This is a genomic window from Pandoraea sp., from assembly GCF_004297875.1.
Lineage (GTDB): Bacteria > Pseudomonadota > Gammaproteobacteria > Burkholderiales > Burkholderiaceae > Pandoraea.
Map to the genome: position 1 here is coordinate 30,751 of NZ_SCSK01000035.1, position 12,260 is coordinate 43,010.

The following is a 12,260-nucleotide window of genomic DNA, read 5'->3' on the forward strand; positions in this document are numbered from 1 at the left end:
GCTTTGTATCGCCACCACCGGAACCGGCAAACTCACCGGCAATGGCAACGCACTTGTATCGACCACCACGTTGTTGGAGGTGTCGGCACTCAGGCCCGCCAGCGACCCGTTCCCTCCGCCACCCACCGGGACCGCCATCGGCTTAGGCGCGTAACGAATACGCGTACTCGAATGCACACTGGTCCCCCCGGAATTGGCCAACGGTGACGCCAGGGCGCTGGCCGTGGGTTGATTGCGGGTCATGTCCAACGACACGTCGGTATCGCTTGACAGGTTGTTGGAGCTCCCCGCGCTTGTGGCGGTCTTCGACGTCGACGGCAGCTCAGTATCGTCCACAAGTCCGAAGTGCGCGTTGGCCAGCGAACTACCCGGCGCACCGGCGGACAAGTTGCCATGGAGGTCGATGGTTGACTGATCGAGCGGGTTCTGGGCATGAGCTGCACTGCCTCCAAGGCAAATCATTGCCGTCGCCAAACCGAGCCTCATGGCATTGGAAGTGGAAATAAAAGTAGTCATGGCATTGTCCTTTTTGACGTATTCACGCAGCGCGTGCGACTCGCCGCGGCTCTCGAACATCGCGAGCAATACAACACGTGCAAAATGCATGCCCCCTGGATAATTCCGTAAAAAGGTAGTACTCCGTTTTATCTGTTCGTCGAAAAAAAGGAAAAATTTCTGATTAGCGCAGTAAATCCGTAGTGGACGCGGCAAGACGTTACGTTGCACATACCGCGCGTTACGTAACACACGCGGACGGGTCTGCGCTGCGCGGCATTGCAGACATTGCCGCGCAGCGTGTTGCACAACTAATTAACTCGATAAATTCACAGGCGGCTTGCCACCGTAGTCAAGGGACCCAGTGGAACTACTCCGCCACCGGCCCCGGCCAGCGCGCCGGTCAGGCCCGACACCACACCGGAGATCGGCGCCAGCGGATTGCCGCCACCCGCGGCCCCGCCCAACGCGCCGGTCACGCCCGACACCACACCAGAGATCGGCGCCAACGGATTGCCGCCACCCGCGGCCCCGCCCAACGCGCCGGTCACGCCCGACACCACACCGGAGATCGGCGCCAACGGATTGCCGCCACCGGCCGCCCCGCCCAACGCGCCGGTCAGGCTAGCAATAAGGCCAGTGACTGGCGCCAGCGGACCGCCGGCACCAACCGGCAACCCAGGCAACGCCCCCAGCCCTGGCAGGTCGATCGGCGGCAGTACCGCCTGGCCGCCAACCGTGCTGCTCAAATGGATCCCGTCCGTGCCGGCCGTGGCCTGGATTGCCACGACGGGCATCGGTAGCCCGACGGGCAAGGGCGACGCCGCACCGTCGAGCGTCACACTCGCGGCGCCATTTGCGCTGATTGGCAAGGCGGGAAGCGACTGCGCCCACGCCCCCGTGACCAGGCCGCTCAATGTGAGGACGGCGGCGGCAACCTGCTGCAGCTTGATTTGAACATAAGGAAAACTCATGAACATCTCCTTTGCATGGTTTGAACGGAAAATCGATAGAACATCGAATTTCCGTACGCCCTTCTATGGATGGGCGGTGTTGTCGAGCAAAGACCATGCCATGCAGCAAATGCGCGCCCCCGAAAGTATCGATTCAGCGCTCGTGGACCGCGCGACAGGTGCGCGCATGGTCGTCGCCGATGTCCTGTCCTCGTCGAACGAGCACCGACGGAACGCAAAGCGATGTCTCGTTACGTTACACGCTACGTAACCCCCGCCTCCCCGAAGCGACCCCGTACATCGCCGCAGGCGCCTACACGTCATGGCTGAAAACGTCCGAATCATGTCTGCGCCCGGTGTAGGCGACAGCACCGCTGCCACCTACCATGGAGACTCCTCAATCAAAAACGCCAGGAGATCTCATGACCACCGCCATCACCATACCCGCCGCCCAGACTGCCCTGCTGGTGATCGATGCCCAGGAGTCATTCCGTCAGCGGCCATATTGGGCCGAGTCCGATGTGCCGTCCTATCTCGCCAGGCAGCAGGCCCTGATCGACGGTTGCGCGGCACGCGGCGTGGCGATTGTCCAGGTGTTTCACCATGAGGAAACCGGCGTGTTCTCGCGCGCGTCCGGTTTCGTCAAAACCCTGGCGCCGCTGTCGATCAAGCCTGATTTCGTGGTCGACAAGATCGTGCACAGCGCGCTTGCCGGGACGCCACTGAAGGCATGGCTGACCCGGCGCGGTATCCGCCGCCTCCTGATCTCGGGCATTCGCACCGAGCAGTGCTGCGAGACGACCACGCGCGCAGCGTCAGATGCCGGTTATCTGGTCGATTACATCACCGAGGCGACGCTGACCTTTCCGATGACCCATCCGGTTTCCGGTCAGGTATATTCGGCGGACGACATCAAGGCCCGCACCGAGTTGGTCCTGCACCAACGCTTCGCGCGCATCGCCACGGTCGAGCAGGTGTTGGGCGAGATGTGACAAAATCTGCCTGCAAGCGGTGGCGTAAAAAGTCCATCGCGCGCTTTCGGCAAGTTTTCGTGGAGCCCTCTTGCATGCCGCGTCGCCAACCGGTTTATTTTCTCGTCACGCCGAACGTCCTGATGCTCGACCTGGCGGCGCCGGCCGAGGCGCTGCGCATGGCTGGGCACATGCAGGACGAGGTCGCTTTCGAGTTGGTCTACGTGAGTTCGGCCGGCACCACCCTCGATACGTCGATCGGGCTCACGCTCGGTCCGTTCGAGCCTCTACCGGTCACGCTGCCCGACGACGCGCTGCTGGTGCTGACCGGTACGGTGTCGCACCCCTTGCCCGTCGCGGCCCGGCCGTTCGATGCCGAGCATGTTGCGGCTGCCGAGGCACACGCCGTGACATGGCTGCGCGACACCGTGCGCCCGCACCACCGGCTCGCCTGCATATGTACCGGCGCATTGCTGGCCGCTCGCGCAGGACTGCTCGATGATCGACTTTGCACCACGCACCACAGCAACTGTGACGAACTGCAGGCACTCGCCCCAAAGGCCCGTGTGGTCGCCAACCGTCTATATGTGGAGGACGGCAACATCTACACCAGCGCAGGCATCACCGCAGGGTTGGACTTGATGCTGCATCTTATCGGGCGCTTGACCGATCCGTTATGCGCGGTGGCGGTGGCTCGCCACATGGTGGCCTATCTGCGCCGCACCGGGGCCGACCCCCAACTGTCGCCGTGGCTAGAGGGGCGCAATCACATTCATCCGGCGATTCACCGTGTGCAGGATGCTGTGACCGCCGACCCGGCACGCCCATGGAGCGCGGCCGATATGGCCGAACTCGCCTGTACCAGCGTGCGTCATTTCACAAGGCTATTCCGCGAGCATGTCGGCACCAACCCGATTGATTACGTGCACCGGTTACGGATCGGTCTGGCGCGCGAGCTGCTGGCCAATTCGCGGCTCGGCATCGAGCGCGTGGCCGAACGGGCCGGCTTCGGCTCGGGGCGTCAATTACGCCGGGTCTGGCACAAATTCGACCCGGCGCCGCCAGCACAGGCGCGGCAGGCGGCCCGCGCCAGTAAGCTAAAATAGCGCCCTTGCCATCTTCTACCGACGCCGGCCATGCCGCCGGCGCTGTTTTCATGAATCTCGTTATTCTCGGCACCGCGCCATTTACTCCCCCGCAACTGGCCGCGCTACGCTCATTGCTGCCTGACCATGACATCTCGGTCGACGATGCCTTGCCTCATATCGGTTCGGTGCGCATCGCCGACGTCACTCCTACTGCGGCACTGCAAGCGCAACTCGAAACCCTTGGCGCCCAGCATCGCTGGGACTACGCGCTGGTGCAGGAAGGTCGCCGGCTGACCGATTTCCGGTTGGTGGCGATGGACATGGACTCGACGCTCATCACGATCGAATGCGTCGACGAGATTGCCGACTATTGCGGTTTGAAGGCGGAAGTCTCGGCGATCACCGAAGCCGCCATGCGCGGCGAGATCAAGGATTTCAACGAAAGCCTGACGCGCCGCGTGGCGCTGCTCAAGGGGCTCGACGCCGGCGCGCTGGAGCGGGTCTACCAGGACCGCCTGCGATTCTCGCCGGGCGCGGAATCGATGCTGCTGGGGGTGCAGGCGCAAGGACTGAAAACCCTGCTGGTGTCGGGCGGCTTCACCTACTTCACCGAGCGGCTCAAACCGCGTCTGAAACTGGATGCCACGCGCGCCAATACGCTGGAGATCGTTGACGGCAAGCTTACTGGCCGCGTGCTGGGCGAGATCGTCAATGCGGAGGTCAAGGCCCGGGCGGTGCGCGAGATGTGCGAGCAGATCGGCGCGGCTACAGATCAGGCGATCGTCATCGGCGATGGCTCGAACGACTTGCAGATGATGGCGGCCGCCGGCCTGTCGATTGCCTTCCGGGCCAAGCCGGTGGTGCGCGCGCGCGCCAGCGTGGCGTTCAACCATGTCGGGCTCGACGCGCTGCTGCGCCTGTTCGACGCGTGAGACCCGTTGCGCCGGCCACCCCGGCGCATCCCGCCGTCAGCCAGCCAGATGAGCATCCATGCTCTGCGCGAGGTCGGCGATCAGGTCCCCGCTATCTTCCAATCCGATATAGAGGCGTACCAGCCCGCCACGATGCGGCCAACGGGTCACCGTGCGCATGGTGGAGACACGATACGGCACGGCCAGGCTGTGCGCGCCGCCCCAACTGAAACCGATCGCGTACAAGCGAAGCCCTTCGACGAAAGCATCGATCTGGGCCGGCGTGTAGCGTTCGTGGAACACGACGGAGAACAGGCCGCCGGCCCCGGTGAAATCGCGCCGCCAGACATCGTGCCCCGGGCAATCGGCAAAGGCGGGATGCAACACGGCGGCGACTTCGGGGCGCGTCTTGAGCCACTGCGCCACCGCCATGGCACTGCGATCGTGTGCCTCGAAACGTAGTTTGAGACTGGCCAGGCTGCGCAGCACCAGCGCGCATTCGTCGGCAGCGACGCCCAGTCCCAGATGCATGCGAGCCTGCTTGAGGCGGTAGTGCAAATTGTCGTCGCGCGTGGTAACCGATCCCATCAGCACATCACTGCCGCCCGATTGATACTTCGTCAGCGCCTGCACCGAGATATCGCATCCGTGCTTGAAGGCATCGAACGCCAGGCCGGCCGACCAGGTGTTGTCGATCGCGCTGACCACTCCGCGCGCACGCGCGACCTGCGTCATGGCCGGCACGTCCGGCACCTCCATGGTCACCGAGCCGGGCGCCTCGAGCCACAGCAGGCGTGTGTTGGGTTGAATCAGTCCGTCAATCCCCGCGCCGATCATTGGGTCGTAGTAGCGTACCGAGATGCCGAAGTCGCGCGCCAGCCATTGGCCATGCGAACGATTGGGGTCATAGACGTTGTCCGGAATCAAAACATCATCGCCCTGTTTGACGATGCCAAAGTAAACGTTGGAGATGGCCGCCAGGCCCGATGGTTGCAGCAGCGTGTGGGTGCCGCCTTCGAGCGCCGCGATTTGTTGCGCCAGGGTCATCGACGTGGGCGTGTGATGCAGACCGTAGCGCCATTGCGTGTCGCTGTGCGGATCATAGTCGCGCAGCGCCGCCAGATTCGGGAACACCACGGTCGAAGCGCGCGCGATGGGTGTCGAGAAGGAGGCAAAGCCATCAGGTATGTCGTTGCGCGGGTGAACCACGCGCGTTTGCCGATCGCGTGCCGGTGCGACATCAGTGGTATCGGGAGATTTGTGCGTCATGATGAATTCTGAAGTGTGCGGCAATGTCGATAGTGTCGCCGATGCCGCCCAAATACGCTACCCGGCGCGCGACGGCGCCGGGTAGCAGGCATCACACCAGATTGATCTTGCCCGTCGCCAGATCGTAGACGCCACCAGTCACGCCAACCTTGCCGGCCTTGACCAGCTCGCCGATGATCGGCCGCGAAACCATCAACCGGTGCACGTTCAGACGTACGTTCTCGATCGTCGCGTCGGCCACCAGATTGCCGCCTTTCTTGCCCTGTGCGATTCTGACGGCGGGCTTGATCGCATCCACCAGTTCCGGCAGATGCCCGGGCAGCCGGGCGTTCTCCTTGACCACCTTGACTGCCGCACTGACAGCGCCGCAGTTGGTGTGCCCCAGCACCATGATAAATGGGATGCCGAGAAATTTCGCGCCATATTCGAGGCTGGCCAGTCCATCATTGTTCACAAAGTTGCCAGCCACACGCACGACGAAAAGGTCGCCTGGTCCCTGGTCGAAAGCAAGCTCGGGCGCCACGCGGGAGTCCGCGCAGCTCACGATCGATGCAAACGGGTATTGGGCCCGGGTGCGCGCCGCACGCCCGGCGGAAAAATCCTTCTGCGACGGTGTGTTGGCAACGTACCTCGCATTGCCCGCGAGCAGGCGCTTGAGCGCTTGATCGGGCGACATGGCGTTGGGCGGTGTGTCGATTGCCGCCTCGCCCTTGGCCAGCGCGTCCGGCGCCGACAAACTCATCAGGGTGGCGGTAGCGGCGCCGCCCAGCAGCACCTGGCGCCGTAATGGTGAAGCGGGAGATTCAGACCGGCCGGTATCGTGTTGGTCGCACATAGATCTTTTCCTCGTCAGTGATTGACTTGCATCGTTCGGGATACAAAAGACAAACTGAAGCAAAGAGACCCGCGCCCAGTGCAGCGGAAGGGTTATGAGAGAGGGCGCGAACGCAAGCACCCCAGGAACCGGTTCTGCTGCACGAAGAACCGTGAGCAATGGCCCGTCAACTACGAGAAATCGGACGGATCGAGTGGCGAAGTGCCTGCGTTGCGCGCATTGTACGCCCTGGCAGGGAGTTAAGGCCAGCCGGTTATTTCGTTACCCGATGTAATACGGATGGTTCCGCCATGGCCTTGGCAGCGCTGCAATGCCACGGCGAATCCCGTTCGACCCTGCGATGTGAACTTCAACCGTGACCGAGGTAAGCCGCTTGAATTTCCGGCGACGCCAGCAATTCCTTGGACGAACCCTCATGCTGAAGGCGCCCGACTTCCAGCACGTAGCCGCGATCCGCGAGCTTGAGCGCCATGCGCGCGTTCTGCTCGACGATCAGGATCGTCACGCCGGTATCGCGCACCTCGCGCAGCACCTGGAAGATGTTGCGCACGATGATCGGCGCGAGACCGAGACTCGGCTCGTCGAGCAGCAACAGTTTGGGCTTGGTGACCAGCGCGCGGCCGATCGCCAGCATTTGCTGTTCGCCGCCGGAGAGCGTGCCGGCCAGCTGCGTGCGCCGCTCGTACAGGCGCGGAAAAATCTTGTAGACGTATTCGCAGCTCTGGCCGATCTCCGCCGGCGGGCGGGTGAAACCGCCCAGACGCAGGTTTTCAGCGACCGACAGCGTGCCGAACACACGCCGGCCCTCGGGCGACTGCCCGATGCCGAGTCGCACGATTTTGTCGGCGCCCAGTCGGGTCGTCTCAGTGCCGGCGAAGGTGATCTTCCCGGACTGCGGCGTGATCAGACCGCTGAGCGTACGCATCAGGGTGGTCTTGCCGGCGCCATTGGCGCCGAGGATGGCGACCACCTCGCGTTCGGCCACTCGCAGGGAAATCCCCTTGAGCGCATGGATGTGGCCGTAGTTGACGCGCAGGTCTTCGACTTCGAGCAGGCTCATGAGCTCACCTGTCCGGTATGTACCGCATGCATCAGCGGGTCTTCCTCTTCATCGTCATCCTCCTGGCCGAGATAAGCCTCGATCACCAGGGGATTGTTGCGGATTTCCGCGGGTTTGCCTTCCGCGATCTTCTTGCCGAAATTGATCACGACGATGTTGTCGGTCACATTCATGACCACGCTCATATCGTGTTCCACCAGAATCACTGTGATGCCGGCGTCCCGGATGGCACGAATGGTGTCGTTCAGACCCGCCGATTCGAACTCGTTCAAGCCGGCCGCGGGCTCGTCGAGAATGATCAACTCCGGGCGCGCGACCAGCGTGCGCGCCAACTCGACCCGCCGCTGCACGCCGTAAGGCAGCGAGGTGGCATTTTCGTGCGCCACGTCGACGAGATTGAGCTGTTGCAACACCTCCATGGCACGGTCGACCAGCGCTTGCTCTTCACGCCGTTGCGCGGGCGTGTTCAGCAGCCCCTGCCACCAGCGCTGTTTGATCTGCAGATGTTCGCCGGCGATGACGTTCTCCAGCACGGTCATGTCGGCAAACAGGCGGATCGTCTGAAACGTGCGGCGGATGCCCTGGGCGGCGATCTTGTCGGGCTGCAGGCCGGTGACCTCCTGGCCGCGCCAGCGAATGTGGCCGTTGGTCGGCTTGTAGACACCGGTGATCAGATTGAACACGGTCGTCTTGCCGGCGCCGTTGGGGCCGATCAGGCCGACGATCTGGCCGCGCTGGACGCGAAAGCTCAGGTCGTCCACCGCGCGCAGGCCGCCAAAGCTGATGCCCACGCCTTCCAGTTCGAGCAGGGTCTCGCCGGCCACGGCCGGGATCATGGTCGTTTGAGTCATTGCCCGCCCCTCCTTGCCGGCCAAATGCCCTGGGGCCTGAGCACCATGATGACGATCATCGCGAAGCCAAAGGCCAGGTAACGGTACTGCGCCAGGTCGGTAAAGATCTGCGGCACCACGAACATCATTGCGGTACCCAGCAACACGCCGGGCACCGACGCCTGACCGCCGACCAGCACAATGGCGAACAGCGTCACCGAATCAGCGAACTGGAACGAGCCGGGGCTGACGGCCGACAGTTGCATGGCGAACAGGGAGCCGGCCAGACCCGCCACGCCGGCGGCCAGGGCGAACGCCGCCACTTTATAGCGGTGCGCATTGACGCCCAGCGTGGTGGCCGCGAGTTCGTCGTATTTCAGGTACCGGAAAGTGCGCCCGAGCGCCGAGCGATCGAGGTTGCGCATCATCCAGAGCACCAGCGCCAGCGCCACCCAGTTCAGGTAGAACAGATCGCTTTGCGAGTCGAACGCATGCCCGAATATCGATGGCCCGCCGATGCCGAAGATGCCGTCGGGCCCGCCGGTCAAGCCGAACAGGTTGTTCTTCATGGCGAGCACGAAGATAGCGTTGAAGCCGATCGTCACCACCAGCAGATAATCGCCGCGCAGCTTGACGATCGGGGCCGAGAGCACGGCGCCGAGCAATGCCGCGACGAGGATCGCCACGGGAATCGTCGCCAGAATCGGCCAGTTGAAAGTCGGAGCCAGGATCGCGGTGATATAGGCGCCGACACCGAAGTAGACGGCGTGGCCCATATCGTACATACCGGCACGGCCAAGCACGATGTCCTGCGACAGTGCGACGATCGCGTAAATCGCAAAGATGCCGCCAACGGTAATCCAGGCCGGCGACGAGACCATCGGCAGCGCCAGGCCGAGCACCCAGAGCAGCGGCCCGATGGCGCGGCGCAGTTTGTTCGGGCCGGGCGGTTGTGACGCGGTGTTTGACATGGATTGCGATGCCGTCGACGTTGCGGAGGTGGTTTCAGTAGCGCGATTGGTCATGGCTTACACCTTTTCCGCGACACGTTCGCCCAGAATGCCGGACGGACGCACCAGAAGAATCGCGATCAGCAGCGCGAAGGTGATCGCGTCCTGCCAGGAACTCGACACGTAGCCCGCGGCAAACGCGTTGAACAGGCCAAGCAGCAAGCCGCCAAGCATGGCGCCCGGAATGTTGCCAATCCCACCGATGATGGCCGCAATGAAAGCATTCAGGCCGTATGACCAACCCATCGTAAAGTAAGTCTGGCGATAGTAAAGGCCAATGAACAAGCCGCCCACGGCACCCAGCACCGGGCCGATGACGAACACGCTGGCGATCACGCGATTGACGTTGATCCCCATCAGGCGCGCGGCGTCCTGGTCGATCGCGGCAGCGCGAATCGCCGTGCCCAGCCGGGTATGGTGAACGAACAGATACAGCGCGATCATCAGGATGAAAGCGCCGATGATAATCATCAATTGCACGAAACTCAGATACGCGCCGGCAATGTGCCAGGTCGAGGTGGGCAGCAGATTGCTGGGGAACACCCGTACGTTCGGGCCCCAGATCAGCATGATGCCGTTTTCGATCAGCATCGATGCGCCGAGCGCGGAGACCATCGGCGAGAGCCGGTGCGCGCGGCGCAGCGGTTTATAGGCAAGGCGCTCGAGCACGGTACCGGCCACTCCCACCACGATCACCGCGATGATGAATGCCAAAGCTAGCAGGACGGGTGTCGACAGGCCGCCGAACACACCGGTGGTCAGGGTCGTCAGGCCGATGAAGGCGCCGAGGATGCAAAGGTCCCCGTGCGCGAAGTTGATCAGCTTGAGCACCCCGTAGACCATCGTATAACCGAGCGCGATCAAGGCGTAAATGCCGCCGACCGTCAGCCCGTTGATGAATTGCTGCAGGATAAAGTCCATCGATCCATTTCCGTGGATGGCCGCCTGGCGGCGAGCGGGAAATCTCGACGCGGGCACCGGCATCTGGCGATGCGGCGCCCGCGCGTCAGGCATTACATCGGATAGACCGTCTTGTAGCTGCCGTCAGCCTGCACTTCGAAAGCTGCCATTGGGCTGCCGATACGCTCGCCCTTGGCATCCCACGAGAAAGGCCCGGTCACGCCCTGGAAGCCCTTCATGTTGTGCAGCCAGGGAATCAGCTTGGCGGTATCGGTGCTCTTGGTCGCCTGGATCGCGGCGATCACGGCACGGAAGCCGTCGGCATTGGTGAAGGTGTAGATGCTCGGCGGTGCCGAACCGTAGGCCTTCACGTAGTCCGCCAGGAATTTCTTGGCTTCCTTGTACGGCAGGTTTTCCGGCGAGGGAATGTTGATGATGATCGCACCCTTGGCCGCCGGGCCAGCGATTTTGGCGAACGCGGCATTCTGGTTGGCATCGCCGCCGACGAACGCAGCCTTCATGCCCAGTTGCTCCATTTGCGCGCGAATCAGGCCGCCATCGGTGTAATAGCCGGAGAAGTACACGACATCGGGATTGGCGGACTTGAGTTTGGTCAGCACGGCGCTGTAATCCTGCGTGCCGGCGGTGATGTAGTCCTTCGCCACGACGTTGCCGCCATCGGCCTTGACGGCCTTGTCGACGCTGTCAGCCAGCCCGGTGGCGTAGCTCGAATGGTCGCTCAGCACAACGATACGTTTGTAATGCTTGGCCTTGACCAGGTATTGCGCAGTGAACACGGCTTCGGCGCTGTTAGGCGGCGCATTGCGGAAGAAGGTCTTCCAGCCCTTGGCGGTGAGCTCGTCGCTCGTGCCGTCGGAGGTCTGAATCACGTTGGCGGCCGAGTAGATCGGCGCAGCGGCCAGCGCGGCGCCACTGGTATAGGTGCCGATTACGGCAATCACGCCGTCGTTGACCAGCTTGCGGGCGCAGATCGCGGCCTGGGCCGGCTTGCCTTCGTCGTCGCAAACCACCACGTCGATTTTGCGACCCAGCAGCCCGCCGGCGGCGTTTTGCTCGTTGGCCAGCAACTTCACACCGTTCTCGATGCCCTGACCCTCGCCGGCATAATCGCCCGTGATAGGTGCCTGGACCCCGATCTTGATCGGACCGCTCGCGGCCAGCGCGGCGCCCACCCCCACCGTCAGCGAAAAAACGGAAACTGCAGAGATTCTCGCAAACCTTTTCATTCTCTATTCTCCTGATCTAACGACGTGCATTTGTGCAGCAGCTATCTTTATGTCGGGTTCGTACGCATTGCACGCGCTCGCCCCCGCACGAAGACGCGACATTTACCTCAAACTCATTCAGTTACCTGCCTCGACAAGATGAGGTGCCCCATCTTAATCCGAACTCAACTCTAAGCAATCCTTCTTTTGCCACTAAATCGAATCCGCAAGCGCTGCAGCATGATGCGGGCAAAGCGCCGCGCGCGCCTTCGTCGCAAGCTTTTTCGTCAAACCGGACCGTCTCTGAAGTGATTCACTGCCCGGCAGAGTACAACCCAACAAAAAAAAAGCGCAACCCAACGAGTGGGCGGAGTATAACTTGTCAATTTAAGTGAGTACAACCCGTATTACTCATGAAAGTATACGAATATGGCTGTGTCATGTCTTGCGTTTTTGCCCCGCGCGCGATGAGAATTTCCGCACAATCAATACAAGAGTAGTACAAACCCTAGGATGATCGGCCGGTGTACCGGGGGAGTCGTGGATCTCGCCAGAGAGTAAAGCTGGAGCGTGATTTTCATCGGATAGACGAGTCAACACAACGGTCTTGCCGCCAGTCCTGCGGAATTCTTGACAAACGCAATTCGAAAGATGATTACAGCATAGTCTGAATCTTCCGAGGGTGCCCGGCGCATTGGGGCAAACCCCTAGT

General features: G+C 62.3%; 11 protein-coding genes and 1 pseudogene. 4 read left to right on the forward strand and 8 right to left on the reverse strand.

Annotation, left to right across the window (positions count from 1 at the left end):
- Window positions 1-824: 824 nt before the first annotated feature.
- Window positions 825-1,160: pseudogene (locus tag EPN80_RS21105) on the reverse strand (collagen-like triple helix repeat-containing lipoprotein); the annotation flags it as partial.
- Between the two features lie 307 nt (window positions 1,161-1,467).
- Here EPN80_RS21105 and EPN80_RS09370 point away from each other — a divergent pair.
- From EPN80_RS09370 to serB, 4 genes are all read left to right on the forward strand, one after another.
- A complete protein-coding gene (locus tag EPN80_RS09370; RefSeq protein WP_293026086.1) occupies window positions 1,468-1,719 on the forward strand; it encodes a hypothetical protein in 252 nt (83 codons plus the stop codon).
- A 151-nt stretch (window positions 1,720-1,870) separates the two neighbouring features.
- Window positions 1,871-2,440 carry an isochorismatase family protein gene (locus EPN80_RS09375; protein ID WP_293026088.1) on the forward strand — a complete coding sequence of 190 codons (570 nt, stop codon included), beginning with the start codon at window positions 1,871-1,873 and terminating at the stop codon, window positions 2,438-2,440.
- Window positions 2,441-2,514: 74 nt separating this feature from the next.
- On the forward strand, window positions 2,515-3,525 hold the full coding sequence (locus EPN80_RS09380) for a helix-turn-helix domain-containing protein (protein WP_293026090.1): 1,011 nt from the start codon (window positions 2,515-2,517) through the stop codon (window positions 3,523-3,525).
- A 50-nt stretch (window positions 3,526-3,575) separates the two neighbouring features.
- Window positions 3,576-4,439 (forward strand): phosphoserine phosphatase SerB, encoded by an 864-nt coding sequence (gene serB, locus EPN80_RS09385; protein ID WP_293026092.1) that lies wholly within the window; start codon window positions 3,576-3,578, stop codon window positions 4,437-4,439.
- A gap of 36 nt (window positions 4,440-4,475) precedes the next feature.
- On the opposite strand, the gene EPN80_RS09390 is transcribed toward serB, so the two are convergent.
- From EPN80_RS09390 to EPN80_RS09420, 7 genes are all read right to left on the reverse strand, one after another.
- The gene (locus EPN80_RS09390) at window positions 4,476-5,687 is read right to left on the reverse strand and encodes a cystathionine beta-lyase (protein WP_293026094.1); all 1,212 of its coding nucleotides are present in this window, start codon (window positions 5,685-5,687) and stop codon (window positions 4,476-4,478) included.
- 91 nt (window positions 5,688-5,778) lie between these two features.
- Window positions 5,779-6,522, reverse strand: a complete 744-nt coding sequence (locus EPN80_RS09395; protein ID WP_293026096.1) for a carbonic anhydrase — start codon at window positions 6,520-6,522, stop codon at window positions 5,779-5,781.
- Between the two features lie 349 nt (window positions 6,523-6,871).
- Window positions 6,872-7,582 (reverse strand): ABC transporter ATP-binding protein, encoded by a 711-nt coding sequence (locus EPN80_RS09400; protein ID WP_293026098.1) that lies wholly within the window; start codon window positions 7,580-7,582, stop codon window positions 6,872-6,874.
- On the reverse strand, window positions 7,579-8,433 hold the full coding sequence (locus EPN80_RS09405; protein ID WP_293026100.1) for an ABC transporter ATP-binding protein: 855 nt from the start codon (window positions 8,431-8,433) through the stop codon (window positions 7,579-7,581). Before EPN80_RS09405 ends, EPN80_RS09400 begins: the two co-directional genes overlap by 4 nt.
- Window positions 8,430-9,383, reverse strand: a complete 954-nt coding sequence (locus EPN80_RS09410; protein WP_293026102.1) for a branched-chain amino acid ABC transporter permease — start codon at window positions 9,381-9,383, stop codon at window positions 8,430-8,432. The genes EPN80_RS09405 and EPN80_RS09410 overlap by 4 nt, the downstream gene beginning before the upstream one ends.
- Window positions 9,384-9,440: 57 nt before the next feature.
- On the reverse strand, window positions 9,441-10,343 hold the full coding sequence (locus tag EPN80_RS09415; RefSeq protein WP_293026104.1) for a branched-chain amino acid ABC transporter permease: 903 nt from the start codon (window positions 10,341-10,343) through the stop codon (window positions 9,441-9,443).
- A 92-nt stretch (window positions 10,344-10,435) separates the two neighbouring features.
- Entirely contained in the window at window positions 10,436-11,569 is a 1,134-nt protein-coding gene (locus tag EPN80_RS09420; RefSeq protein ID WP_293026106.1) for a branched-chain amino acid ABC transporter substrate-binding protein, read from the reverse strand.
- Window positions 11,570-12,260 lie beyond the last annotated feature (691 nt).